The sequence below is a fragment of the Hyphococcus sp. genome, assembly GCF_965267305.1.
Taxonomy (GTDB): domain Bacteria; phylum Pseudomonadota; class Alphaproteobacteria; order Caulobacterales; family Parvularculaceae; genus Hyphococcus.
The window spans coordinates 3094780-3118903 of the sequence record NZ_OZ253945.1; the positions used below are offsets into that span (position 1 = coordinate 3094780).

23 protein-coding genes are annotated in these 24124 nt (G+C 61.5%); 15 read left to right on the forward strand and 8 right to left on the reverse strand.

Annotation, left to right across the window (positions count from 1 at the left end; all coding sequences use genetic code 11):
- The first annotated feature begins 1 nt into the window (after position 1).
- From ACQY5P_RS14880 to ACQY5P_RS14890, 3 genes are all read left to right on the forward strand, one after another.
- Positions 2–1012, forward strand: a complete 1011-nt coding sequence (locus ACQY5P_RS14880; RefSeq protein WP_428407653.1) for a TIGR00341 family protein — start codon at positions 2–4, stop codon at positions 1010–1012.
- Between the two features lie 116 nt (positions 1013–1128).
- On the forward strand, positions 1129–1503 hold the full coding sequence (locus tag ACQY5P_RS14885) for a protocatechuate 4,5-dioxygenase subunit alpha (RefSeq protein WP_428407654.1): 375 nt from the start codon (positions 1129–1131) through the stop codon (positions 1501–1503).
- The gene (locus tag ACQY5P_RS14890) at positions 1500–2342 is read left to right on the forward strand and encodes a class III extradiol dioxygenase family protein (RefSeq protein ID WP_428407655.1); all 843 of its coding nucleotides are present in this window, start codon (positions 1500–1502) and stop codon (positions 2340–2342) included. The genes ACQY5P_RS14885 and ACQY5P_RS14890 overlap by 4 nt, the downstream gene beginning before the upstream one ends.
- An 82-nt stretch (positions 2343–2424) precedes the next feature.
- Here the strand turns inward: ACQY5P_RS14890 and ACQY5P_RS14895 are convergent, their stop codons facing one another.
- Positions 2425–2937 (reverse strand): hypothetical protein, encoded by a 513-nt coding sequence (locus ACQY5P_RS14895; protein WP_428407656.1) that lies wholly within the window; start codon positions 2935–2937, stop codon positions 2425–2427.
- A gap of 311 nt (positions 2938–3248) precedes the next feature.
- Between ACQY5P_RS14895 and ACQY5P_RS14900 the strand changes: the two genes are divergently transcribed.
- Positions 3249–3944 carry a pirin family protein gene (locus ACQY5P_RS14900; RefSeq protein ID WP_428407657.1) on the forward strand — a complete coding sequence of 232 codons (696 nt, stop codon included), beginning with the start codon at positions 3249–3251 and terminating at the stop codon, positions 3942–3944.
- Positions 3945–3965: 21 nt separating this feature from the next.
- A complete protein-coding gene (locus ACQY5P_RS14905) occupies positions 3966–4418 on the forward strand; it encodes an iron-sulfur cluster assembly scaffold protein (RefSeq protein ID WP_428407658.1) in 453 nt (150 codons plus the stop codon).
- Positions 4419–4639: 221 nt separating this feature from the next.
- Here the strand turns inward: ACQY5P_RS14905 and gcvA are convergent, their stop codons facing one another.
- Positions 4640–5575 (reverse strand): transcriptional regulator GcvA, encoded by a 936-nt coding sequence (gcvA, locus tag ACQY5P_RS14910; RefSeq protein WP_428407659.1) that lies wholly within the window; start codon positions 5573–5575, stop codon positions 4640–4642.
- 262 nt (positions 5576–5837) lie between these two features.
- Between gcvA and cysG the strand changes: the two genes are divergently transcribed.
- Genes cysG through ACQY5P_RS14940 form a run of 6 tightly spaced genes read left to right on the forward strand, consistent with a single transcriptional unit; the run spans position 5838 to position 11006 of the window.
- A complete protein-coding gene (gene cysG / locus ACQY5P_RS14915; protein WP_428407660.1) occupies positions 5838–7241 on the forward strand; it encodes a siroheme synthase CysG in 1404 nt (467 codons plus the stop codon).
- Positions 7238–7519, forward strand: coding sequence for a DUF2849 domain-containing protein (locus ACQY5P_RS14920; protein WP_428407661.1), 282 nt, complete (start codon positions 7238–7240; stop codon positions 7517–7519). The genes cysG and ACQY5P_RS14920 overlap by 4 nt, the downstream gene beginning before the upstream one ends.
- Positions 7520–7523: 4 nt before the next feature.
- Positions 7524–8144, forward strand: coding sequence for a glutathione S-transferase family protein (locus ACQY5P_RS14925; RefSeq protein WP_428407662.1), 621 nt, complete (start codon positions 7524–7526; stop codon positions 8142–8144).
- Positions 8145–9800 (forward strand): nitrite/sulfite reductase, encoded by a 1656-nt coding sequence (locus tag ACQY5P_RS14930; protein ID WP_428407663.1) that lies wholly within the window; start codon positions 8145–8147, stop codon positions 9798–9800. It begins immediately after the preceding gene.
- Positions 9787–10248 carry a DUF934 domain-containing protein gene (locus ACQY5P_RS14935; RefSeq protein ID WP_428407664.1) on the forward strand — a complete coding sequence of 154 codons (462 nt, stop codon included), beginning with the start codon at positions 9787–9789 and terminating at the stop codon, positions 10246–10248. Before ACQY5P_RS14930 ends, ACQY5P_RS14935 begins: the two co-directional genes overlap by 14 nt.
- Positions 10249–10259: 11 nt before the next feature.
- Positions 10260–11006 carry a phosphoadenylyl-sulfate reductase gene (locus ACQY5P_RS14940; protein ID WP_428407665.1) on the forward strand — a complete coding sequence of 249 codons (747 nt, stop codon included), beginning with the start codon at positions 10260–10262 and terminating at the stop codon, positions 11004–11006.
- A gap of 3 nt (positions 11007–11009) precedes the next feature.
- On the opposite strand, the gene ACQY5P_RS14945 is transcribed toward ACQY5P_RS14940, so the two are convergent.
- Both ACQY5P_RS14945 and ACQY5P_RS14950 read right to left on the reverse strand, forming a co-directional pair.
- Entirely contained in the window at positions 11010–11864 is an 855-nt protein-coding gene (locus ACQY5P_RS14945; RefSeq protein ID WP_428407666.1) for an alpha/beta fold hydrolase, read from the reverse strand.
- 11 nt (positions 11865–11875) lie between these two features.
- A complete protein-coding gene (locus ACQY5P_RS14950; protein ID WP_428407667.1) occupies positions 11876–12436 on the reverse strand; it encodes a hypothetical protein in 561 nt (186 codons plus the stop codon).
- A 144-nt stretch (positions 12437–12580) separates the two neighbouring features.
- Between ACQY5P_RS14950 and ACQY5P_RS14955 the strand changes: the two genes are divergently transcribed.
- The 3 genes from ACQY5P_RS14955 (at position 12581) to ACQY5P_RS14965 (ending at position 18667) form a co-directional block, all read left to right on the forward strand.
- Positions 12581–14380: a tetratricopeptide repeat protein gene (locus ACQY5P_RS14955; protein ID WP_428407668.1), complete on the forward strand. Its 1800-nt coding sequence runs from the start codon at positions 12581–12583 to the stop codon at positions 14378–14380.
- Between the two features lie 238 nt (positions 14381–14618).
- Positions 14619–17591, forward strand: a complete 2973-nt coding sequence (locus ACQY5P_RS14960) for a TonB-dependent receptor domain-containing protein (RefSeq protein WP_428407669.1) — start codon at positions 14619–14621, stop codon at positions 17589–17591.
- Positions 17592–17707: 116 nt separating this feature from the next.
- Entirely contained in the window at positions 17708–18667 is a 960-nt protein-coding gene (locus ACQY5P_RS14965; RefSeq protein WP_428407670.1) for a class I SAM-dependent methyltransferase, read from the forward strand.
- 56 nt (positions 18668–18723) lie between these two features.
- Here the strand turns inward: ACQY5P_RS14965 and ACQY5P_RS14970 are convergent, their stop codons facing one another.
- From ACQY5P_RS14970 to ACQY5P_RS14980, 3 genes are all read right to left on the reverse strand, one after another.
- Positions 18724–19248 carry a carboxymuconolactone decarboxylase family protein gene (locus ACQY5P_RS14970; protein WP_428407671.1) on the reverse strand — a complete coding sequence of 175 codons (525 nt, stop codon included), beginning with the start codon at positions 19246–19248 and terminating at the stop codon, positions 18724–18726.
- Positions 19245–21251 carry a tetratricopeptide repeat-containing sulfotransferase family protein gene (locus ACQY5P_RS14975; RefSeq protein WP_428407672.1) on the reverse strand — a complete coding sequence of 669 codons (2007 nt, stop codon included), beginning with the start codon at positions 21249–21251 and terminating at the stop codon, positions 19245–19247. Before ACQY5P_RS14975 ends, ACQY5P_RS14970 begins: the two co-directional genes overlap by 4 nt.
- Before the next feature lie 70 nt (positions 21252–21321).
- Positions 21322–21867 carry a peroxiredoxin gene (locus ACQY5P_RS14980; protein WP_428407673.1) on the reverse strand — a complete coding sequence of 182 codons (546 nt, stop codon included), beginning with the start codon at positions 21865–21867 and terminating at the stop codon, positions 21322–21324.
- A 150-nt stretch (positions 21868–22017) separates the two neighbouring features.
- On the opposite strand from ACQY5P_RS14980, the gene ACQY5P_RS14985 reads away from it, so the two are divergent.
- Positions 22018–22914: a hydrogen peroxide-inducible genes activator gene (locus tag ACQY5P_RS14985; protein WP_428407674.1), complete on the forward strand. Its 897-nt coding sequence runs from the start codon at positions 22018–22020 to the stop codon at positions 22912–22914.
- 3 nt (positions 22915–22917) lie between these two features.
- Here ACQY5P_RS14985 and ACQY5P_RS14990 read toward each other — a convergent pair whose 3' ends face one another.
- On the reverse strand, positions 22918–24033 hold the full coding sequence (locus ACQY5P_RS14990; protein ID WP_428407675.1) for an AI-2E family transporter: 1116 nt from the start codon (positions 24031–24033) through the stop codon (positions 22918–22920).
- Positions 24034–24124 lie beyond the last annotated feature (91 nt).

Below are 24124 nucleotides of genomic sequence, written 5' to 3' on the forward strand. Positions count from 1 at the left end.
CATGCGTTTGATCGAAGCCGTCTTTTGCGCTGATAAACGCGACAAGGTCGAAAAGGCGCTTAAAGAGTGCGAGCCCGATCATTTCCGTTTTTCCGCCACCGAGGAAGACGACATGATGGTCTTGCGCGCCTTCTTCACCGAAAACGGCGCCCAGGGCCTCGTCGATTCGCTGCAGAGTATCTGTGAAAACGAAGACAATTGGCGCATCATCGTTTTGCCGGTGGAGGCGACGGCCCCGAAGCCAGATCCCGGCGAAGAGAAAGGCGAAAAAAAAGGCCGCAAGAAATCGGCCTTGCGCGAAGAAATTTACAATGACGTCGCGAAAGGCGCAGAGCTTAGCCTCGACTTTTTTGTTCTGACCTTCGCTTCGGCCATCGTGGCGGCGCTCGGGCTCAACGCCGACAACATCGCCGCCGTGATTGGCGCCATGGTCATCGCGCCGCTTCTGGGACCGATCCTCGCCATCTCTCTCGGCGCTGCGCTCGGCGATACGAAAATGCTCCTGCGCGCCGGGCGCAACGCGGTTGCGGGTCTCGCGCTGGGCTTTGCAACGGCGGCGGCGATCGGCGCGCTGTTCGGCGTCAATCTTGAAAGCAACGAACTGATGAGCCGCACGGTGGCGGGAATCGATTCCGTTGTGTTGGCCCTCGCCGCGGGCGTCGCCGCGGCTCTTTCCATCGTCGCCGGAATTTCTTCGGCGCTGGTGGGCGTCATGGTCGCCGTGGCGCTTTTGCCGCCCGCCGCCGCAGCGGGGCTTTTTCTCGGGGCCGGAGACATCGGTTTTTTCGGGCGGTCGCTTCTGTTGCTGACGGTCAACGTCGTCTGCATCATGATCGCCGCTCAAGGGGTCTATTTCTACAAGGGGGTCCGCCCGCGCACCTGGTTCGAGCAGAAATCCGCCGAAAAGGCGCTTAAAATCAATCTCGCCGCGCTGGCGGTGATGCTGATCCTGCTGATCGGGATCATCCTCCTCGCCCCCGTGGGCACGCTGCCGGACTCCCAGGGCGGGTGACGCTAGACCTGAATTTCTAAGTATTCTTACGCACTTGGCTGTTGATGCAGGTCAACGACGCCTCACCGCCAGGCCGCCAATATTCCGGCTGAAGCTTGAATATTGGCGAGGTCCACATGTCTGCAACTCAGCACCACGAGCGCCAGCCCATTGAAGGCACGACGCTGTTCGACGGCGATATGGCCCAGCGCGGCTATGCGCTCAACGCCATGTGCTATTCTTTCAACGATGCGGAAAACCGCGAGGAATTCCGCCGCGATGAAGAGGCCTATTGCCGCAAATACAACCTGACGCCGGCGCAGCGGCGGGCCGTCGCCGAGCGCGATGTCCTCGGCATGATCGCAGCAGGCGGCAACGTCTATTATCTCGCCAAGCTCGCCGGCATCTGGGGCCTTAATGTGCAGGATCTCGGCGCCGCCCAGACCGGCATGAGCGTCGACGCCTTCAAGGCGAAACTTCTGTCCTACAATGAATATGGAGGGGCGGCGTGAGCGAGATCATCGGCGGATATTTCACCAGCCATGTGCCGGCCATTGGCGGCGCCATCGCCAAGGGTCTTCAAAAAGACCCTTACTGGAAACCGTTTTTCGACGGCTATCCGCCGATCGCGGAATGGCTGAACGAGGAAAAGCCCGATGTGGCGGTGGTCTTTTACAACGATCACGGCCTCAATTTCTTCCTCGACAAGATGCCGACTTTCGCGGTGGGCGCGGCGGAGGAATACAACAACGCCGATGAAGGCTGGGGCCTGCCGGTGTGCAAATCCTTCAGGGGCGACTCTGCCCTGTCATGGCATATCATCGAACAACTGGTCGCCGATGAATTCGACATCACCACCTGCCAGAAGATGCTGGTGGATCACGCCATGACCATTCCGTTCCAGCTTGTCTGGCCGGCGAGGGACGCGTGGCCGGTGAAGATCGTGCCTGTTGCGATCAACACGGTGCAGCATCCTTTGCCCTCGGCGAAGCGCTGTCTGGCGCTCGGCCGCGCCGTCGGGCGCGCGCTCGAAAGCTGGGAGAGCGACGACAAAATCGTGGTCATTGGCACAGGCGGGCTGTCGCATCAGCTCGACGGGGAGCGCGCCGGGTTCATCAACGCCGATTACGACCGCTTCTGCCTCGATCATCTGATGGACGATCCGGAAGCGCTGGTTGGGGACTCAATCGCGGGCATCGTCGAAAAAGCCGGCACCCAAGGCGTCGAAATCCTCAACTGGATCGCGGCCCGCGGCGCGCTCGGCGAACGGCCGCTGAAAAAGCGCACCGAAAACTACCACATCCCCATCAGCAATACGGCCGCTGCGTCTCTGGTGCTGGAAGCGGTGTAGTCCACGGCGCCGGAGAAGGGGAGAGAGGGGGCGCGGGAGAGGCGTTACAAGCGCTTCTCCCGCGCCTTTTGTATTAGCAGCCTTATGCGCGCATCGCGGCGACAAGCTCGCCAAGCGCGTCTTCAATGCCGGCGAGCTCTTCGCGCAGCGCCGCAATTGCGGCTTTTGTCTCCGACATCTCCTCGGCGCTGATATCAGCGGCGGCGAGGTCGGTTTCCGCATCGTCTAGCTCGGTGCGGATTTCCTCGAACACGGTTTTCGTGGCGGTCACGACGGCGGCGCTCGCCGCTTCCAGCGCGGCGATAACGACCGGTTTGGTCTCCGGATTGGCCGCAGCCTCTGCGCGGGCGGCTTCGACTTCACCGATGGCTTCGCGGATTTCGGCGCGGGCTTCGGCCATCTCCGCGCGCATGTCGGCGATGTCGTCGGCGTCCATATCGATCAACTGCTGAAGAAAATCTTCATCGCCGAAATCGAGATCTTCAAGTGAAATATCGATGAAGTCGTTTGCGAGCGCGGCTGGCGCGGCGAAGGCGAGGCCGATCGCGGCCGCGCCGGAAAGGATGAAGATTTTTGTCTTGTTGAGATGCAACATGCGGTGTCTCCTTTTCTGGGATGCGTTGTGTCTTTTGTTTCCTTTGCAGGCGCTATGGAAAGGCAACGCAACTTCCGGCGCCGTTGAGGGTCAAAGCTTGGCGGGCCCCGGCGGCGGCGGCAATCGGCTTTGCGGCGAAGCGGTGGCCTGCCGGGACGAAGCCGGTGCAGGGGGTCCATTCACAGCTTTGTGGCCCCCCTTTAAAGGGGCTGGCGCGCGCCTAAATAATCGCGGAATCATCCACAATCTGATCCCGCCATCAGGCGGCTAGGGCCGGTCGTTTCCCTCAAACCGGCCGGCGAGGAAGCCATATGATTACGATCCGAAGAGGCGGCGACCGGGGCAAGGCCAATTATGGCTGGCTCGACACGCGCTACACATTTTCCTTCGCCAACTATTATCATCCCGATCACATGGGCTACCGCGCCTTGAGGGTCATCAACGAGGACCACATCACGCCGGGCGCCGGGTTTCCGACCCATCCCCATGAGAGCATGGAGATCATCACCTATGTGCTCGAAGGGGCGCTCGCCCATAAGGATTCGACTGGCGGCGGCGGGGTCATCACGACTGGCATGGTGCAATACATGTCGGCCGGGTCTGGCGTGACGCACAGCGAATTCAATGCCTCCAACACGGAGCCCTTGCATCTTTACCAGATATGGCTGCTGCCGAACGAGCGCGGCGGGGCGCCGCGCTATGAGGAGCGTAAAGTCGCCGACAGCATAAATGGCGCCCTCACCCTTATCGCGTCGCCGGACGGACGCGACGGCTCTTTCGCCATCCGCCAGGACGCGTCGCTCTACGCGGCGAAAGTAAGAGAAGGCGAGACGCTTTCCCATGACTTCGACGGAGGGCGCTACGGCTGGCTGCAGGTCGCGAAAGGCGGGGTCGAAATTGGCGGCCTGATGATGCAGGCTGGCGACGGCGCCAAGATCGCGGAGGAGGAAAGCGTCTCCTTCCGCGCCCTCGCGGACAGCGAAATCCTGCTGTTTGACTTGCCGTAAAAAACCGCCACATAGGGCGCGATGCTGAGCGAACTCTATACCGGCGGCGTTCTCGACGCAGCGGCGGCGATCCCCGCCGCCCGCCGTCTCGACGCGCCCGACGCGAGCGCGACCAAGGTCAGTCGCGTCTGCGGGTCGGAAGTCACGGTCGATCTCGCGATGAAGGACGGGCGCGTCGCGGATTTCGGCATGGAGGCGAAGGCCTGCGCCCTCGGCCAGGCGTCGGCCTCCATCGTCGCGCGCAACATCATCGGCGCTGAAGCAGTCGAACTTTATCGTCTGCGCGACCGCATGCGGGCGATGCTGAAAGACGGCGGCGACCCGCCGGTGGGCGAAGACTGGGACGAGCGCTGGCGCGATCTCGCCATGCTTGAGCCGATCCGCGACTATCCGCAGCGTCACGCCTCGACTCTCCTGGTGTTCGAAGCGGTCTGCGCCTGTCTCGATCAGCTTGGGCTGAACGCGTCTGGCTGACGACTTGTCGCAGTCCTCACGACGGTTGTGATCCGGCTAACGAATTTGTCACTACCGTGACGCTTGATCGTTGCTGTATGGCCCCCATCTTTCAGGAAAGGCAGCGATCCTCGCGTCTCTCCCCCTCTCGGCAGGGATCGCTGTATGGCGCCCGCGTTGTTCCCCCACGACGCGGGCGCAAAATTTTTTTCAGGATAGATTTCAGATCGAAGATAAAGCGATTACGCCGCCGCTTCCTGCGCGCCGGCGGCGTCGACGCTTTCCGCGGCTTCATTGAGCACCCAAGCCTTGAACGCCTTCACCGCCGGCGACGTCGCCTTCGACGGCGGATGGACGAGGTAATAGGAAAACTCCGTAGGCGTCGTAAGGTCGAACGGGATGACAAGGCGCGCCGCTTCGAGGTCGGCGAGCGCCAGCGCGGCTTTTGCGAGCGCGACGCCCTTGCCAGCCACGGCGGCCTCGATGACGAGAGAGGACTGGTTGAACTTCAAACCGCGGTCGCCGGTTTTGTGTTCGACGCCCGCCGCCTTCAGCCACATGGGCCAGGTGGGGCAGCCCGGATCCTTGTCATGACCGCTATCGTGCAGCAGCGTGTGATGGACGAGATCTTCCGGCTTCTTGATCGGATGCTCGCCGGTGAGGAGGGAAGGGGCGCAGACCGGCACAATCTTTTCGGCCATCAAGTGCTCGGTCACGAGGCCCTGATAGCGCCCGGCGCCGTAACGGATGGCGATGTCCACATCGTCGACCGCGAAATCGACGACGTTCATGTCGGCCGAAACCCAGACATCGATGTCGGGATGGGCTTCCTGAAACCGGTCGAGGCGCGGCACCAGCCATTTCGAGGCGAAGGAAGGCGCGACCGAAACGGTGAGGCGGCCAGCGTCGGCCTTCTTGGCGAGGATTTCTCCCGCCTCCACCAGCTTGTCGAAGCCCTCCCGCAGGATCGGCAGGCTCGCCTGCGCCTCGTCGGTCAGGAGGAGGGCCCGCTTGTGGCGGCGGAAGACCGGGGTCTGGAGGAAATCCTCCAGCGCCTTGATCTGCTGGCTGACCGCGCCCGGCGTCACATGGAGTTCTTCCGCAGCTTTAGTGAAACTTAAGTGGCGCGCGGCGGCTTCAAAGACGCGAAGCGCATTGAGGGGCGGCAATTGCTTCATTATCGGGGCTCTCTCTCCTCTTCAGGAAGCATTATTCGGATAGCTTTCCTAAATAATCAAGAGGCAATGCCGCCATCACCTCCTTGTGAAGCATTAATCAGGCAAGCTAATCCGAGAAAATCTCCCAAAACATGCGATCCCGTCAGCAAAGCTAAGGCTTTTAGCAGAAATATTCGTTTGAGAAGCTAAAACCGGGCGAATAGCTTGCGCTCAACCAGCCCGACAGCGGGCGCAATTTTTCTATAGTGTTAGAAAATCTATCATGAAAGCATTTCCAGCATATATCGATCTCCGCGGCCGCCCGGTTCTGATCCTTGGCGGCGGCGCGGCGGCGCTGGCCAAGGCCCGGCTGATGCTGGCGGCGGGCGCCAAGCTGACCCTGATCGCCGCCGACTTCGCGCCGGAGACAAAGGCTGAACTTGAGACCCAGGCCCGGCTGATCGCCCGAGAGCCGGTCGCCGCCGATATCGAAGCCTCCGTCCTCGTCTTCATCGCCGACACGGAAGAGAGCGAGGCCTGGCGCTGGGCGGAGGTCGCGCGGCTCGCCGGCGTTCTTCTTAATGTCGTCGATCAGCCCGAACTTTGCGATTTCACCACCCCATCGATTGTCGACCGCGGCCGGGTCACGGTGTCGATTTCGACCGGCGGCGCAGCCCCGGTGTTGGGCAAGCGCCTGCGCGCCGATATCGAGGCGCTGCTGCCGCCGCGCCTCGGCGCGCTCGCCGAGTTCGCGGATCGTTATCGCGACACGGTGAAAGCGACCATCGCGCCGGAAGAACGTCGCACTTTCTGGGAAGAGTTTTTCGACGGTCCCATCGCGGCGCAAATCCTCGCCGGCGATGAGGCTCGCGCCCATGAAGCGATGCTCGCCCTTGTCAATCGTCCGCAAGCGGAAGAAAAAACCGGCGCCGTTCATATTGTCGGCGCGGGACCAGGCGATCCGGATTTGTTGACCATCAAGGCGCTGCGGCTTCTCCAGCGCGCCGACGTCATTCTCTACGACCGGCTGGTGAGCGACGAAATCCTCTCGCTCGCGCGCCGCGACGCAGAGCGCTTTTATGTGGGCAAGGCGAAATCGAACCACGCCGTGCCCCAGGAAGAGATCGAGGCGCGCCTCATCGAGTTTGCGCGCCAGGGAAAAATGGTTGTGCGCCTCAAAGGCGGCGACCCCTTTGTATTCGGTCGCGGGGGTGAGGAGCTTGAAGCGCTCCGGAACGCGAACATCCCCGTTTTCGTCTGCCCCGGCGTCACCGCCGCGACCGGATGCGCCGCCGCCGCCAACATGGCGCTCACCCATCGCGACCACGCCCAGGCGGTCACGTTCGTGACCGGCCACGCGAAGGGGGAGGCCGACCCCGCCCTCGACTGGTCGGCGCTGGCGGCGCTGAAAAACACGCTGGTCGTTTATATGGGCGTGACGAAAGCCGAAACGATTGCGGCGAAACTGATCGAGCATGGCCGCGGGCGCGACACGCCGGTCGCGGTCATTGAAAACGGAACGCGCGAGAACCAGAAAATCGTCAAGGGCGCGCTCGGCTATCTGGCGCATCTGATTACCGCTAGCGAAATCAAGGGGCCGGCGCTCCTCGTCATTGGCGAAGTGGCGGCGCTCGCGGACGGCGAAACGCTCATCGACATCATTGCAAGACAAAGGGCTGCCGCATGAAATCCGTCACTGCAAACCGTCTCGATGACGGCGCCGTCGTCTATCTCGGCGAGGATGACCGCTGGACTTCCGATCTTTCGGCTGCTGCACGTTTTGAAGACGGCGACGCAAAAGACGTGCTCGCCGCCGCGCAAAAGCGCGTGAAGGAAATCGCCGACGCTTACCTCATCGATGTCACTGACTCAGGCGCGCCTGCGGGGCGTGAAACTCTGCGCGAAACGATCCGCAAATCGGGACCCACCGTGCGGCTCGATCTCGGCTATCAGGCGGAGGCTTGAGGTCATGGCGAAACTCAAGATTTATGGCGACGGGATCAGCGGCAATTGCCTGAAGGTGAAATGGACCGCCGATCTTCTCGGTCTCAAATATGACTGGATCGAAACCAGCGTGCTGAAGTCCGAAACCCGCACGCCGGAATTTCTGAAACTCAATCCGGCGGGGCAGGTTCCGCTTGTCATTCTTCCGGACGGCAAGCCGCTGGCGCAATCGAACGCGATCATTCTTTATCTCAACCGCGTTCACAAAGGCGGGCTCCTGCCGAAAGGCGACTATGCCCGCGCGAAAGTCTTCGAATGGCTGTTCTGGGAGCAATATTCCCATGAAACCGCCATCGCCGTGCGCCGCTTTCATAAAGCGTATCTCAAAAAATCGGATTCCGAGATCGATCCGAAGCTGATGGAAAAAGGCGTCGCGGCGCTGAAGCGTCTCGAAGAGGCGCTGCAAACGTCAGACTATCTCGTCGGCGACAAGCTCACCCTCGCCGATATTGCGCTCGTCGCTTACACGCGCGTTGCGCCGGAGGGCGGCTTCGATCTTTCGCCTTATGCGGCGCTCCAAAAATGGATTGCGCGCGTCGAGCGCGACCTCGGAATCAAAACCGCCAAAACAAAGAAAGCCGCCTGAATGTATCGTTACGATGAATTCGATGCGACGATGGTCGCCGAACGGGTCGCGCAGTTCCGCGGACAGGTTCAGCGCCGCCTCGCCGGCGAGCTGACGGAGGACCAGTTCAAGCCGCTTCGCCTGATGAACGGGCTCTATCTGCAGCTTCACGCCTATATGCTGCGCGTGGCGATTCCCTATGGAACCCTGTCGTCAAAACAGATGCGCCGTCTCGGCGAAGTCGCGCGCAAATACGACAAGGGCTACGGCCATTTCACCACGCGCCAGAACATTCAATATAACTGGCCGGCGCTGGTCGACGTGCCGGACCTGCTCGACGATCTTGCCGACGTCGAAATGCACGCGATCCAGACATCCGGAAATTGCATTCGCAACGTGACCTCGGATCAATATGCGGGCGCAAGCGCCGAAGAGATTGAGGACCCGCGTCCCTATTGCGAAATGATCCGGCAATGGTCGACGTTCCATCCGGAATTTTCGTTCCTGCCGCGCAAGTTCAAGATCGCCGTGACGGCCGCGCCGCATGACCGCGCCGCAGTGAAGGTCCACGATATCGGTCTCATTCTTTACAAGAGCGACGAAGGCGAAACGGGTTTCGAAGTGATCGTCGGCGGCGGGCTCGGCCGGACGCCCTATGTGGGCCATACGATCCGCAAGTTCCTGCCGAAGAAATATCTGCTCTCTTATCTCGAAGCGATTTTGCGTGTTTATAATCTCGAAGGCCGTCGCGACAATCTGTACAAGGCGCGGATCAAAATCCTCGTCAATGCAGAAGGCGCCGAAAAATTCGCCGACATGGTCGAGGCTGAATGGGAGCAAATTAAAGACAGCGGCATCGACCTGCCGCGCGAAGAAATGGCGCGCATCAACGCCTATTTCGCGCCGCCCGCCTTCGAAAAACTGCCGGAGGCGAGCAACGCCCTCGAAGAGAAAAAAGCGAGCGAGAAGGAGTTCGCGCGCTGGCTGCGCGTTAACACTGTGGCGCATAAGGTTCCCGGCTACGCCATCGTCAATATTTCCCTGAAGCCCATCGGCGGCGTTCCAGGCGATATATCGGATGTGCAGATGGAGGCGGTAGCCGACATCGCGGAGGAATATTCCCTCGATGAAATCCGTGCGACGCATGAGCAGAATCTCGTCCTGCCGCATGTGAAAAAGGATGATCTTTACGCGGTCTATTCGGCGCTGAAGGCGGCGGATCTTGCGACGGCGAATATCGGTTTGGTGAGCGACATCATTGCCTGCCCGGGGCTCGATTACTGCTCTCTCGCCAATGCGCGCTCGATCCCCATCGCGCAGCGCATTTCCGAACGCTTCGCCGATCTCGACGATGAAGAAGACATCGGCGAACTCAAGATCAAGATTTCAGGCTGCATCAACGCCTGCGGCCATCATCACGTCGGTCATATCGGCATTCTCGGCGTCGATAAGAAAGGTGAGGAGTTTTACCAGGTGACCCTCGGCGGCTCCGGCGCAGAAGACGCCTCGCTCGGCGAAATCGCCGGCCGCGGTCTTTCGTCCGATCAGGTCGTCGACGCCGTTGAAAAACTCGTCGGCGTCTATCGCCAGAACCGTCAGGGCAAGGAACGTTTTCTCGACACATACCGCCGTCTCGGCGCAGATCCTTTCAAGGAGGCTCTTTATGAAGCTGCTTAAACTTTCCCGCGGCCGTCTTTACCCGGCGCTTGAAGAGCCGTTGTCGGAAGTCTCGCTGGAGGACTGGCGCGACAATCCGCAAGAGCATGCGGATGCGACGGCGCTGAAAATCAGCAACGACACCCCGCTCGGCGATGTGAAATGCGATCTTGCGGGGTTTTCGACGATTATTCTCGAATTTCCCGCCTTCAAGGACGGGCGCGCTTATTCACAGGCGCGGCTCTTGCGCGAGCGCTACGGCTATACGGGCGAAATCCGCGCCCGCGGCGACGTGTTGCGCGACCAGCTCTTGTTCATGGCGCGCTGCGGCGTCGACGCGTTCGAATTTGCGGGCGACGCCGACGGCGCCAATGCGGCGTTGAAAGAATTCTCCTTCGCCTATCAGCCGGCGGCGGACGGCCTCGCGCCGGTCTGGCGCAAGCGTCTTGATCGCGCGGCGGCCGCGTAAGGAGCCTCATCATGAGTGCATCGGCATCTTTGAAGGTGGAAAACCTGCCTGACGCGCCCGCCAATGACGAGCGGGAGTCGCGAGCGCGCCGTCTTGCACTCAAACATTCCGGCGCGGATGCGCTGGAGATCTTGCGCGTGGCGATCAAGGAAGAGTTTCCGGGCCGCATCGCGCTTGTGTCGTCTTTCGGCGCGGAGTCGGCGGCGCTCTTGCATCTCGCGGCGCGAGTCGATCCGTCGATCCCGGTGATCTTTCTCGATACGGAAAAACATTTTGCGCAGACCCTGAGCTACCGCAAAAAGCTCGCCGCGAAGCTCGGCCTCACCGACGTGCGCGACATTCAGCCGTCGAAGGAGGCGCTGACCTTCCGCGATCCGTCGGGCGATCTCTGGAAACATGACGCCGACGCCTGCTGTACGCTTCGGAAAGTGGAGCCGCTCGGCGCCGCGCTTGACGGCTTCGACGCCTGGATCACCGGCCGCAAACAGTTTCACGGCGGCGGACGGTTAAACCTGCCCGCCTTCGAAGCCTCGCCGACGCATATCAAAGTGAACCCGCTGGTGCGCTGGTCGAAAGACGATATCGACGCCTATTATGAAGAGCATGATTTGCCGGCGCATCCGCTGATCGCGCAAGGGTACCCTTCCATCGGCTGCTGGCCCTGCACCCATCCGGCGGCGGCTGGCGAAGACATCCGCGCCGGCCGCTGGCGCGGCGCGGCGAAGACGGAATGCGGCATTCACGGACGGACCGCTTAAGGCCTAGTCGATTTTCGTGAGAAAACTTTCTATCGCGCTCAACGCAGCCGGCTCCGTCAGCATCGGCGCGTGGCCGACACTCGGAATTTCGGCGTAGTCGAAATTCGGATGAACCGCGCGCATTTTCGCGATGATTTCCGGCGACAGGAGATCGCTGATCCCGCCGCGGATAATCAGCGTCGGTTTGTTTTTCAGGCTCTCGAACGGCGCCCATAAATCCGGGGCCGGCCCCACTTCGGTCAGCGCCTTGCCGATATTGGGATCATAGGCGAGCGTCCAGCTTCCGTCGGCGTTTTCACGGAAGGTGCGCCGGGCGAAGGCGCGCCAGAAATCGTCATCCGCATCTGGAAAAGCGACCCCATTGACCGCGCGGATTTCCGCCGCGGCTTCTTCCAGATCGCTTACATCGGTTTTGGTTTTGCCGGCATAGCCGGCGATGCGCGCAATGCCTTCCGGCGCGAGTTCCGGGCCCACATCATTGATGATCGCCGCTTTCACCCGCTCCCGCGCAGCGTCGTTCACCAGCATCGTCGTGATGCCGCCGAGCGACGTGCCCACGAACACAGACTCCGGCAAATCTAGAGCGTCCATCACGCTCAAAACATCATCGCGATAGGTGAGCGGGTGATAGTTGAGATAATCCGGATCGTAGTCCGAACGTCCGCGCCCGCGAAAGGTAAGCGCGACTACATCGCGGCCCGTCGCGGCGATCTTCGGCGCCAGTTGCTCGAAATCCGAGGCGTTGCGCGTGAGGCCGTGCAGACACAGGACCGGCGCCTTCACGCCGCCGTGGTAAAATCTCGCGTTGAGCTTGAGGCCGTTTTCAACGGCGATCGTCTTGTCTTCGAATTCCGTCATGGCGCCCCGCCTTACTTGACGCGGCGCACACGGATGGTCTGGTGCAATTCCTCGACGGTCAGCATGTAGTTGCCGAGGATGCTGCGCTTCACCTTGGCGGTCAGGAGCCGCTCTTTGTTTCCGAAGCGCAAAATCTTGTCGTCGGAATTGAGCTGGCGCCACACTTGGCCGTTCTCAAGCGAGATCGTCGCCACATTCCGGGGGTTCAGCCGGACTTCCACAATTTTCGCCTTGATGCTCTTGATGCGCTTGCCGTCCTTGTCGCGGCGAATCTCATCGACGTTTTCTTCGCCGAACTCTTCCGGCGCCTCGGCGACCTGCTCGGGGCCGCTGTCGCCGGCGAGACCGAAATTCGCCTTTTCGTTTTCTTCGGCGGCCGCGGCTTCTTCTTCGCGCACGATCCGGGTCACCTGCAGGGTTTTCGCCGCCTTTTCGAGACAGGCGAGGCGTTCTCCATCGCCTTCGACGCTGAGACAGGCGATAGCGTCGTCGACGGCCTCGGTTTCGCTTGGCTGCGCCGCAGCGGCGGCGACAAACAAGGCGGCGAGGATTGCGGAAAGCGCAGCGTTCATGTCATCTCCAAAAGAACAAAGGCCGCGAGGCGCGGCGTGCGCCGATTACACACAGCGCCTTTCGCGCCGTCAACATGCTACGGCTTGGCGGTCGGCCAGGAAACAGGCTGGGAAACCGCTAGGAAACAGCCCGGGACAGGGGAAATGAGCGCGAATTTCATGCAGCTCCTTCAAGGCGCCGCCGCGCATTTTCAGCGCGGCGCCTTCGATGCGGCGCTCGAGGCCAGCGATGCTGCGCTGCGCGCATGGCCCGGCCATCCCGAAGCATTGCACATCAAGGCGCTCAGTCTCGGCCGGCTGGGCCGGGTAGAAGAAGCGCTTCCCGTTTTCGACCGCACCGCCGCCTCACACCCGCAAAAGCATGTGATTCTCGCCAACAAAGGAAATGCGTTGCGCGCGGCGGGCCGTTTCGACGAAGCGGTTGCTGCTTACGAAGCGTCCGTCGCTGTAGAGCCGGGCTTCATCACCGGCTGGATCAGTCTCGGTCTTGCGCTATGGAAGGCGGGCGATGCGGTCCGCGCCGAGAAGATCATGCGCGACACGCTGGTCCGGGCGCCGGGCGATCCAATGCCTCTCAACAATCTCGGCGTGCTGCTTGAAGATCAGGGCCGTCCAGCGGAGGCGGCTGAACAGTTTTCCGCGGCGCTCGCTCTGAAGCCCGACATGTTGTTTGCGCGCGTAAACCGGGGCGCCGCCTTGCGCAAGATCGGCAGGGTCGAGGAAGCGCTCGCCGATCTCCGCGCCGCGGTCGAGGCCGCGCCCGGCGATGCGGAAGCGCGTTACCAGTTAGGCGTCGCTCTGCGCCAGTCCGGAGACATTGCAGAAGCCGCCGCCGCCTACCGTCAGGCGCTGTCGCTCGCCCCGTTGCGCGCCGACATCCATCGCGATCTTGCGCGGATGCTGTGGGAGCAGGGCGCCGGCGCGCGTTTTCTGGAGCCGCTGGATGCGGTGATCGCGCAATATCCCAACGCCGACCTTCTTTCGCTGAAAGCGGAGCTCGCCTATCCCGCCGGTCTTGCCGACATTGCCGAAAATGCTGCGAAAGAGGCGCTGACCCTTAAGCCTGAAGCCTCGGCGCCGAAGCGCATTATCGGCCTTGTGCGCGTGCGCCGCGCCGATTTCGACGGCGCTGTCGAGATGTTTTCCGGCGCGTTCGCAGCGGCGCCCGACGATTTCGATGCGCTGCACGCCTTGGTCGAGACGCGGCTTGCGCGCGGGGAGTTCGACGAGGCCGTGCGGCTTCTCGAGCGGGACGCGCCACCGGCGCATTTGCAAAAGCACATCGCCTTGAAAGCCAACGCCATGCGGCTGTCGGGCGATCGCGAATACCGCCGCTTTTACGACTATGACCGTTTCGCCCGGAAAATGTTCATTGAGACGCCGGAGGGCTTTACCGATCTTGCGGCCTTCAATGCGGCGCTGGCCGAAGCGATCCTGCCCTTGCATCGGGGGACGACCCGGCCGCTGGAGCAGACGCTTTACGGCGGCACGCAATCCGCCGGCCGTTTGTGGCTGGAGCCCCACCCGGTCATCCAGACCCTTAAGACGCAATTGCTGGCCGCCGCCGAACGCTATGTGGAAGAGCTGCCCGATGATCCGGTGCATCCATTTTTATCGAGAAAAACCAAAGACTTGGAGTGCCAGGGCGCGTGGTCGGTGGTGCTCGCTTCCGGTGGGGGCCATGTGGATCACATCCATCCCAAAGGCTGGATCAGCGCTTCCTATTACGTTCAGGTGCCAGACGAGGTCTTAAGCGGCGAAAAACCTGGATTTCTGCGTCTTGGGGCGACAGGGCTGGCCGGGGTGAAGCTTGAGGCGGAGCGCTGGTTCAAGCCTGAGGCGGGGGCCGTGATCTTCTTCCCCTCTTATATGTGGCACGGGGTCGAGCCCTTCCACTCAGAGCAGCCCCGCATCACGGCGCCCTTCGATCTCGCGCCCCGATGAGCTTGGTTAATCAGCTGTTAAACAAATCTGTTGTGATATTGCCACACTGTTCTTTGGAGTGTTCGGCCGCGTCTTAAGCTTGTTGACCTCATCATCCCGGCGGCCATAGCTTCTCGCCCAAGTTGGCGGATTCCGTCAGCGACCATCGTGCCCTTATCTCGGGGGGGCGAATCTACGCGAAGTTCCGGCCTGCCTGTCGGGATCTCGCGCTTGTGTTTTAACTCGGAGGGAAATCATAATGTTAAGAAAGCGTCTTGCTGGGCGTTTCCTGCGCACCACAATGCTTTCCGGTGTCGCTGCTGCCGCAGCCATGCCGGCCGTCGCTCAAGAAAGCGACGACACTATCGTCGTCACCGGCACGCGTATCGCGCGTGAAGACCTGGCTGCTCCCAGCCCGATCGCCCGCGTCGACTCCGAACAGCTCGTTTTGACCAATACGATCAACTCCGAGCAGTTCCTCAACACGCTGCCGCAAGTCATTCCGGCCTTCGACTCCACGTCGAACAACCCCGGCAACGGCACCGCGACGGTCAACCTGCGTGGCCTCGGCACGAACCGCACGCTCGTCCTCGTTGACGGCTCCCGCTTCGTCGCTTCGGGCCCTGGCGGCGTTGTCGACATCAACGCGATCCCGGCGGCGCTGGTTCAGTCCGTCGACGTCATGACCGGCGGCGCCTCGGCCGTTTACGGTTCCGACGCTGTCGCGGGCGTTGTCAACTTCATCCTGAAAGACGACTTCGAAGGCGTTCAGCTCGACGTTTCCAACGAAATGTCGGCGGCCGGCTGGGATGCGAACATCTTCAACGCGGCGCTGACCATGGGCGGCAACTTCGCCGATGGCCGCGGCAACGCGATCATGTCGCTGTCCTACACCAACCGCGAAGCGCTCTTCCAGGGCGACCGCGACTTCTCGTCTGACTCGCTCTTCGATCCGGGCCCGGGCGGCACGGAATTCCTGACGGGCGGTTCGGGTTCTGCGCTTGGCGGTCAGTTCACCTCACTGGCGAACACCAACAACGAAACCCTTGGCGACGATCCCGATGACGACATGGAAGCGTTCGACCTCGACGACGAGGCTCCGGGCTTCCTCGACGCCATGGGCAACCCGTTCTACGCCTGTACGACGAACTGCACGAACAACATCACGTTCAACGGCGCGCCGGGCGGCCGCCGCTTCCAGTCGCCGCAGGACCAGTACAACTACGCGCCGGTCAACTATCTGCAGCTGCCGCAAGAACGCTACTCGATCTATGCGGGTGGTTCGTTCGAAATCAACGAATCCGTTGAAGTCTACGCACGCGGCATCTTCGCCCAGTCCGTGGTCGATCAGCAGCTGGCGGCGACCCCGGTCGGCGGCACGTTCCTGATCAACCTTGACAACCCGAACCTCGATCCGGAATTCCTCGACGCGATCCTGTCGACCTATGACTATGTCGATCCGGATCCGTGCACGGACAATGAAGGCAACGTTCTCACAACCTGTGTTGATCGTTCTGACATTCAGGACCGTGACGGCAACGGCGTGGACGACATCCAGATCTCCATGGCGCGTCGTTTCAACGATGACGTTCTCGGACCGCGGAACAGCCTGCGCGACTCTTCGTCGTTCCAGCTGCAAGTGGGCCTGCGCGGCGACCTGTCGCCGAACTGGCGCTATGACGCGTTCCTGCAATTCGGCCGCAACTCGGCCGTGCAGACGCAGTCGGGCAACATTTCGTTCAGCTCCCTTCAGGCCGGCGTCGCCGACGGCACCTGTAACGTCTTTGGCGTCAACACGCTGAGCCAGGAATGCGCCGACTCCATCAACCGCACCGGCATCATCTCCAGCACGGTTGAGCAGACCCAGTTCGTGGGCACGATCTCCGGCATCGCGGAAGGCTTCAAGTCTCCTTGGGCTGAAGACTCTCTCGGTCTGGCTGTCGGTGTCGAATACCGTGAGGAATTCGCGAACTTCAATCCTGACTCGGTTCTCGGTCCGGACGTTCGCGGCTTCAACGCGTCTCTGCCGGTCGCCGGCCGTTACGACGTCTACGAAGTCTTCATGGAAACGGACATCCCGATCGTTCAGGGCGTCCCGGGAATCGAAGAACTCTCGATCAACGGCGCGTATCGCTACTCCGACTACTCGACGCAGGCTGTGGGCGGCGTTCACACCTTCGCCGCTGGCGCGGAGTGGGTGCCGGTCGAAGGCCTTCGTTTCCGCGGCCAGTTCCAGCGTGCGGCGCGTGCGCCGAACATCGCTGAACTCTTCGGCGCCTTCACCAACGGCTTCCCGGGCGCACAAGACCCCTGCTCGGCTGGCTCTGGCTTCGGTGCAGGCAACGGTCAGGCGTCGATCTGTTCGGCGTACGGCGTTCCGGCTCCGGGCACCGACTTCCAGCTCTCCGGTCAGATCGAAGCGCTGTTTGGCGGCAACCCGAACCTGTTCCAGGAAACGGCTGACACGCTTACGGTCGGCGCTGTCTGGCAACCGGCTGCGATCGACGGTCTCGTCCTTCAGGTCGACTACTACGATATCACCATCGAAGACGCGATCACCGGCGTGCCGCTGCAGCTTCTGCTCGACCGCTGCTATGTCGAGGGCGACCTCAACACCTGCGACACCTTCTTTGGTCCGGGCGTTCGCGATCCGCTCACCGGCCGCTTCCAGCCGCCTTACCTGGCGAGCATCGGCGGTCTGAACATCGCGGAATTCTTCGCCAAAGGTATCGACTTCACGGTCAACTACTCGTTCGACCTCTCTGATATCGGTACGGTGTCCACGGTCTATTACGGCAACTACTCGATCGACTCGGGCTTCCAGGTCGATCCGGCGGCGCCGCGCATCGACTGCGTGGGCTACTACGCGGGCAACTGCGGCGAGCCGACGCCGACCTACAAGCACACGATGCAGACCTCGCTCATCACCGGTCCGCTCACCACGTCGATTCGCTGGCGTCTGATCGGCGGCACCGAAGTCGATCCGTCTGTGCCGGGTCTTGCTTCGACTGTTGGCGATCTGTCTGACGACATTTCGATGTACAACTACGTCGACGTCACCATGCGCTACGCCGTCAACGAAAATCTCGACCTGACGGTCGGCGTTCAGAACATCACTGGCAAAGACGCTCCGCTCCTTGGCTCCACGGTCAACGAGCAGGCGAACACCTGGCCGGCCACCTACGAAACGCTGGGTCGCCAGCTCTTCGTGGGCGCTTCGGTCCGCTTCTAAGCGAACTGAAACTTCTTCTATCGGAAACGGCGGGCTTCGGCCCGCCGTTTTCTTTTTTGCGGCCGGCAAGGGGATGGGTTTTTCCCTTTTCTGCAAAGGCGCGCTAAGACTGCTTCATGTCATCAATTAAGGACTCCAGCCCGGCGCATTGGGAGGCTTATTGGAACGCCGCTGGCGGCAGGCGCGCAGCGGTCTCCGGCGACGCGCCGGGCGATCTCTTCGATGAAACCTGGCGCCGGTTTTTAACGGCGGCGCTTGCCGAACGCGGCCCTGCGCCATCGCTTCTCGATCTCGCGTGCGGCGCCGGCGTGCTGCTCGACCGCGCGCTTGAAACCGTTGCGGCCTTTCCGGACCTGCAGGCGCGCTTCATCGGTCTCGATTACGCCGTCTCCGCGGCGGCGGCCGTCGCGCGCAAACCTGCGCCGGAACGAGCGAGTGTTGCGGGCGTCGCCGCCAGCGCTGCGGCGCTGCCCTTTGAAGACGGCGCCTTCGGCATCGTGGTCAGCCAGTTCGGCGTTGAATATGCGAGAATGGAAGCCTTCAGTGAAGCGGCGCGCGTCCTCGCACCCGGCGGCGTCATGCAACTTGTCATCCATTACAAAGGCGGCGGGATCGACATGGAGTGTTCGGAAAATGTCCGCGTGCTTCAGGGGGTGCTGCGAAGCGGGCTTTTTGAGATCGCGGCGGAGGCGGTGCGCGGCCCCGATCATGACGGCGCGATCGCGAAACTGAAATCCGTATTCGCAGAGCTGAGGCCTTTACTGGATGGCGACCGCGTTGCGGCGAAAGAGATGCTGGCGCGGCTTCTCGGCGATGTTTCGCAGCTTGTGTCGCGGCGGCAGGCCTACGATCCGCGCGAGGCGGAGGGCTGGTGCGCGGCCATGCGCGGCGAGGTTGCGCTTTATGAAGGCCGCATGCGCGCCATGACCGAAAGCGCTCTCGACAGCGCCGGCATTGAGGCGGCGCGAGAGCGGCTCGCCGCCCAAGGCGCAACGGCGCCGGCGCCGGAGGCGCTGACGCCAAAAGGAAAAGCCTTGCCAGCGGCTTGGCTGCTCAAGGCTGAGCGCAGTTCGTGAAAACGCCGCCTTGAGAGAGGCTCAAGGCGGCGCGAAAAACACGATGGAAATAAGCGTTAGGCCGCTTCGGCGCGCAACACTGCGGCGGCTGCGCTGACCGCGGCGGCGATGCGAAGCGCCGCCTGAACCTGATCCGCCGAAAGACCAGCCTTGCGCACCACTTTTTCGTGCGAGTCGAGGCACATGCCGCAGCCATTGACGGCGGAAACGGCGAGCGACCAGAGTTCGAAATCGACTTTCTCAACGCCGGGATTGGCGATGACGTTCATGCGCAGCTTCGCCGGCATTTTTTGATATTCGTCCGAGCTCATCAGATGCGTCGCGCGGTAATAAACGTTGTTCATCGCCATGATCGCGGCGGCGGCGCGAGCGGCGGTCGCCGCTTCAGGGCTCAGCTTGTCTTTCGTTTCCGCGACAATGGCGTTGATGACAGGGCTATTGCCCGTCGCCAGCGCGGAGGCGAGAAACGCGCCCCATTTTTGCTGGTCGCTGAGCGTGGTTTCGCTCGCCAGCGTGCCGAGATTGAGGCGGATGTCTTTGGCGTAATCGGGGATCTGGTCCCGGAGAGCGTCGATGCTCATGATTGTTCCTTTCCTTTTCTTTCGTTAAGCGCGCCGGTTTCTAGATCGACGCCATGTTGCGTGAGCGCGGCGCGCAAAGGCTCCAGATAGGCGTCGTAAGGCGATGTGGAATTCAGGTGCTCCGGCGAGGGCGGTTTCCTCACCTGCGCCGCGCTGAAGGTGATGACGGTGCGGTCCTGTTTGTAATATTCGAGGCAGGCCTGGTCCCAGTCGAGGCCGCAGAATTCCACGAGGCGGCGAATCTCTTTGTCGAAATTGCGGACAAGATCTTCATACTGAACGAATGTGAAGGCCTCTCCCACAGTTTCGCGCCAGTGCTCGGTAAGGCGCGCATATTGCGCGTAATAATGGCCGATCTCCTCGAGTGAATTCGAAAACTGCCAGCCGGATGTGAAGTTGCGGCGGTAAATGGAAAAACCGACTTCAACCGGATTGCGGCGAATATGGATGATCCGCGCCTTCGGGAAGACCCGACGGATCAGCCCGACGCTCAAGAAGTTGGTTGGCTGCTTGTCGGTGATGAAAGTTGCTTCCGCAACGCCGTATCCGCGCGCATCCTTCCAATAACCTTCCCGAAACGCCGACAGGAGGTCATCGGGGATCGCGCCGCCACGCCATCCCGACTGGCGCGCCCAGGTGAAAAATTCGGTGAGGGCAAACGACATATAGGGAAGTTCGCCGCCGCTCGCGACTAGGGCGTGGGCCGAGATCGCGCTGTCGAGAAGGGTTGTGCCAGAGCGCGGCATGCCGACGATGAAAATCGGAACGGGCCCGCGCGGCCCCCGCGGGGCAGGTGGTGCATCCGTCGGAAAGCTGGCGATGATTTTGTCGATATAGGCTTCATGCTCCGCCGGGTTGTAACGGGCGTTTTTATCGATATCGCCGATCGCATGTTTCAGCCGGTTGGCGGCGGCCCAGGCATCGAAGGCGCCTTGCCGGTCCTTGCGCTGATGCAGGGCGTCGCCAGCGGCGTAATAGGCCATGGCGCGGTGTTTCGGCCCCTGATGCTCATTGTCGCCGATGCCTTTCAATTGCGCCACTTCTGCGTCTGTCAGATTTGAACCGGCGGCAAGCGCGAGCTCGGCAAAGGCTTCGGCGTTGTTCGGATCGCTGGCGACCGCCTGGCGGGCGTAAATCGCTGCGTTCTCGAAGTCTCCGTGGAAATTCAGGTACCGGGCAAGGCCGCCAGCCGCCGCGCTGTGACCCGGCTCAAGCTCAAGCGCTTTCCGGAAATAATCGGCAGCCTCGTCGAGCTTGCGCGACCAGATCAGATATTTGCCGAGCGTCGCCAGATGATCGGCCTTCTGCGGCGTTTTTTCCGCAAGCGGACGATATACTTCGACAGCCTTTTTGAAATGCCCGGTCTGCGAATGCGCATAAGCGAGGGCGACGCGCGCCGCTTCTTCTTCAGGCGCCGCTTTCATAGCCGCTTCAGCCGCAACGGCGAGCCCCTCCCAGTCGTTTTTCTGACGCGCGATATGAGTGCGCAGCATCAGCGCCTGCGGGTGGCCGGGCGCCGATTTTTCAAAGAGATCGAGCGCGGCGAGGGCGCGGTCATATTGGCCGGTTTCATAAGCCGCGCCTGCGAGCCGCAGCGCCAGGGCCGGGTGAGGCTGAATAGCGAGGGCCTTTTCGAGCGCGTCGGCGGCCCCGTTGTAGTCCTGAAGCTTGCCGGCGAGATCGCCGAGGCGCCCCCAGCATTCAAACCGTTCGGGCGCAGCGATGGCGGCGGTTTCCGCTTCGGCACGCGCTGCGGCGAGATCGCCTTCGCGCTCCAAGAGGACGGAGTAATTCAATAAAAAGCGCCAGCTTTGCGGCGCCGATTCAAGGGCGCGGATGACAAGCGGCCGGGCGGCGGCGAGGTCGCCGGTTTCCGCGAGGGACACGCCCAAAAGGCTCGCAGCCTCGGCGTCGCCGGGATTTGCGGCGAGAATTTCACGGCTGAGGCGGATGGCGGTCTGATCGTCGCCATTGAGCCGCGCCGCAAGGGCCTGTTCGAGCATGGGGTTTGTCATCGCGAGTCAAAAAAATCCGGAAGAGGTGGGAAAAGCCTCTTCCGGATCTGAATAGAAGTTAAAGCGTGTCGCCGCCAACCGGACGGTTGCAGGCGCAAAGCTCGTCCGTTTGCAGGCCGTCGAGAATACGCAGGGTTTCCTGCGGATTGCGACCCACATTAAGACCGTTCACCGTCACATGCTGAATGACATTGTGCGGATCGACGATGTAGGTCGCGCGCAGCGCCACGCCTTCGGGCGCGCGGATGCCGAGCCCGTCGATCAGAGAACCGGTGGTGTCGGCGAATTGCCATGCAGGGTGTTTGTCGAGATCGGGATGATCGCGGCGCCAGGCGAGCTTGCAGAACTCGTTATCCGAGCTGCCGCCCATGACGACGGCGTCGCGATCCGCGAATTCCTTGTTGAGACGGCCGAATTCGGCGATCTCGGTGGGGCAGATGAAGGTGAAATCTTTCGGGTAGAAATAGATGATCTTCCATTTGCCCGAGAAGCTGTCCTGGGTGATCTCTTCGAAAGCGGACTTGCCGCCTTCCTCATGCGTATTAAAGCCGGGCTTTACGCCAACAACGGAAAAATCGGGAAGCTTGTCGCCAACGCCTAACATGCGTGTCTCCTTTTTTGCGTGCGTCAATGAAACTCGTCAGGACCCTAATCCAGCGGGCCGCAAGAGGCTACATAGCGCTCTTGGAAAATTAATCAAATAGATTATATTCGTGAATTATATCGATTTAGCCGATCAAAAAAGGTCAATAAAATGACGCCCTTGCCGACTTTGCGCCAGTTGCAGTTTTTCATGGCGCTGGTGCGCCGGGAATCCTTCTCCAAGGCCGCCGAGGACTGTTTCGTATCACAGTCGACTCTCTCCTCGGCGATCAAGGAGATGGAGGCGCTGATGGACCAGCAGCTTGTGGACCGGTCGACGCGGTCTTTCGCCCTTACCCCGGCGGGGGAGGAGGTGGCGGCGCGGGCCCCGGCGCTCCTCGCAGGCGCTGAGGATTTGGTGCGCGCTGCGAGCGGGCGCCGTCCCCTCGAAGGCCCGTTCACCCTCGGCGTCATCCCGACCATTGCGCCGTTCATCCTGCCGCGGGCGGCGAAGGCGTTCAAAAAAGCGTTTCCGAAACTTGAGCTTTATTTGCGCGAAGACCTGACCGCGACGCTCGCCGAAAGGTTGTCGGCGGGGCTTCTCGACGCGGCCATCCTTGCCTTTCCTTATGATCTTCCCGGCATCGATTCGATTGAGATCGGCGACGATCCTTTCTGGTTCGCCTGCGCGCCGGATCATCCGCTGGCGGAGAAAAAATCCTTGAAGCGCGATGACATCTCCGGTTGCGAATTGTTGCTGCTCGAAGATGGCCACTGCCTGCGCGAACATGCGATCGACGCCTGCGAATTGCGCGATCGCGACGCCGCCGCGTCCTTTGGCGGGACCAGTCTTTTCACGCTGACCCAGATGACTAAGGCCGGGCTCGGCGCGACGCTTCTGCCTGACATGGCGGTGAAAGAGGGCCTTGCTAAAAGCGCAGGGCTGAAGGTTATTCCCTTTGCTTCGCCGGCGCCCGCGCGCAAGATCGGCGTCGCCTGGCGTCGCGGTTCGGGGCGGAAGGAAGAGGCGCTGGCGCTCGCGGAAGAGCTGAAAAAGATCTTTGCGTAAGCCCTATGGCGCGATCGGCGCGTGCTTCATGGGCGCGATGTCGCCATTGTCCGACATCATGATGGCGACCGGCCGCGTCGGCCGGAATTGCGACAGCACGATCATCACCGTGACCGTAATCGGCACGCTCAACAGCATGCCTGCAAAGCCCCACAACGTCCCCCATACGCTAAGTGTGAAGAGGACCACAAGTGGGCTTAGATTAAGCGTTTTGCCGACTATGCGCGGCTCGACGCCATTAGCCATGATCTGATCCGCGCCGATAAGACAGGCGAGGGTGATGAGGGCTGTGTGCAGGCCGCCGCCATCGGGCTGCACCAGCGACAAGAGGACGGGGAGCGTCATCGCGGTCGGCGCGCCGACAATGGGAATGTAGTTGAGGACGAAAATCAGGAGCGCCCAGAATCCCGCAAACTGCACGCCGATGACGAGCAGGATCACATAGCTCAAGGTCGCCGTCACAAGGTTGGAGACGGTTTTGACCGTGATGTACTGGCGCACCATGACGCCGATATCGGCGATGGTTTCGTTGATCGCTTGGCGCTGGCGGTCGTCAGCGCCGAGTAGGCCGATTTTTTTGAAAATCCGCCCGCGTTCGATCAGCATGAAGACCAGATACAAAAAGACGGTGATGAAAGTGAGGAAATTGGAGGTCAGGGACCGCAGACTGCCGGCCGCCTGCGACAGTAAAGGGCGGATGAGGCCAAGCGCCGATTGCTGGATCTGTTCGACGCCGCCAAGGAGTTCCGCAGGGATGAAACTGCTGGTGCGGAAAAATTCGATCGCGTCGTCCGCAAGCGTTTCGAGCCGTTGCTCATAGCTTGGCCAGACTTCCAGCAGAGTCTCGACATTGGAGCGGATGATTTCCACGAACAGCACCATGCCGCCGCCGATCAGCGCGAAGGCGATAAGATAGCCGACCCAGTCCGGCATGTAATTGCCGATGACCGGGATACGTTTCACGTTTTCTTTCAGCGTGAAAATCAGGAAGCCCAGAAAGACAGCGACAACGAAGGGGATGAGAACGCTTCGGCCCACATAGAGGATGAAGCCGAACAGAACGGCGATGGCGAGACCGTAAAAGGTGCGGGCCATGCCGAGCCCTTGCGCATGCGCCATACCGGCTTTTCCTTTCGTGAAACGCCGTTAGGCCGATTTGCCCGGGCGCGCCAGTGAGGAGGGGGCCGAAGTTCGCCGCGCGTGCGGACCT

Excerpts from the sequence above, each read along its gene's own strand:
- ACQY5P_RS14880 (WP_428407653.1), top strand. The coding sequence starts at position 2 with ATGCGTTTGATCGAAGCCGTCTTTTGCGCTGATAAACGCGACAAGGTC.
- ACQY5P_RS14885 (WP_428407654.1), top strand. The coding sequence starts at position 1,129 with ATGTCTGCAACTCAGCACCACGAGCGCCAGCCCATTGAAGGCACGACG.
- ACQY5P_RS14895 (WP_428407656.1), bottom strand. The coding sequence starts at position 2,937 with ATGTTGCATCTCAACAAGACAAAAATCTTCATCCTTTCCGGCGCGGCC.
- ACQY5P_RS14900 (WP_428407657.1), top strand. The coding sequence starts at position 3,249 with ATGATTACGATCCGAAGAGGCGGCGACCGGGGCAAGGCCAATTATGGC.
- ACQY5P_RS14905 (WP_428407658.1), top strand. The coding sequence starts at position 3,966 with ATGCTGAGCGAACTCTATACCGGCGGCGTTCTCGACGCAGCGGCGGCG.
- gcvA (WP_428407659.1), bottom strand. The coding sequence starts at position 5,575 with ATGAAGCAATTGCCGCCCCTCAATGCGCTTCGCGTCTTTGAAGCCGCC.
- cysG (WP_428407660.1), top strand. The coding sequence starts at position 5,838 with ATGAAAGCATTTCCAGCATATATCGATCTCCGCGGCCGCCCGGTTCTG.
- ACQY5P_RS14920 (WP_428407661.1), top strand. The coding sequence starts at position 7,238 with ATGAAATCCGTCACTGCAAACCGTCTCGATGACGGCGCCGTCGTCTAT.
- ACQY5P_RS14925 (WP_428407662.1), top strand. The coding sequence starts at position 7,524 with ATGGCGAAACTCAAGATTTATGGCGACGGGATCAGCGGCAATTGCCTG.
- ACQY5P_RS14930 (WP_428407663.1), top strand. The coding sequence starts at position 8,145 with ATGTATCGTTACGATGAATTCGATGCGACGATGGTCGCCGAACGGGTC.
- ACQY5P_RS14935 (WP_428407664.1), top strand. The coding sequence starts at position 9,787 with ATGAAGCTGCTTAAACTTTCCCGCGGCCGTCTTTACCCGGCGCTTGAA.
- ACQY5P_RS14940 (WP_428407665.1), top strand. The coding sequence starts at position 10,260 with ATGAGTGCATCGGCATCTTTGAAGGTGGAAAACCTGCCTGACGCGCCC.
- ACQY5P_RS14945 (WP_428407666.1), bottom strand. The coding sequence starts at position 11,864 with ATGACGGAATTCGAAGACAAGACGATCGCCGTTGAAAACGGCCTCAAG.
- ACQY5P_RS14950 (WP_428407667.1), bottom strand. The coding sequence starts at position 12,436 with ATGAACGCTGCGCTTTCCGCAATCCTCGCCGCCTTGTTTGTCGCCGCC.
- ACQY5P_RS14955 (WP_428407668.1), top strand. The coding sequence starts at position 12,581 with ATGAGCGCGAATTTCATGCAGCTCCTTCAAGGCGCCGCCGCGCATTTT.
- ACQY5P_RS14960 (WP_428407669.1), top strand. The coding sequence starts at position 14,619 with ATGTTAAGAAAGCGTCTTGCTGGGCGTTTCCTGCGCACCACAATGCTT.
- ACQY5P_RS14965 (WP_428407670.1), top strand. The coding sequence starts at position 17,708 with ATGTCATCAATTAAGGACTCCAGCCCGGCGCATTGGGAGGCTTATTGG.
- ACQY5P_RS14970 (WP_428407671.1), bottom strand. The coding sequence starts at position 19,248 with ATGAGCATCGACGCTCTCCGGGACCAGATCCCCGATTACGCCAAAGAC.
- ACQY5P_RS14975 (WP_428407672.1), bottom strand. The coding sequence starts at position 21,251 with ATGCTCGAACAGGCCCTTGCGGCGCGGCTCAATGGCGACGATCAGACC.
- ACQY5P_RS14980 (WP_428407673.1), bottom strand. The coding sequence starts at position 21,867 with ATGTTAGGCGTTGGCGACAAGCTTCCCGATTTTTCCGTTGTTGGCGTA.
- ACQY5P_RS14985 (WP_428407674.1), top strand. The coding sequence starts at position 22,018 with ATGACGCCCTTGCCGACTTTGCGCCAGTTGCAGTTTTTCATGGCGCTG.
- ACQY5P_RS14990 (WP_428407675.1), bottom strand. The coding sequence starts at position 24,033 with ATGGCGCATGCGCAAGGGCTCGGCATGGCCCGCACCTTTTACGGTCTC.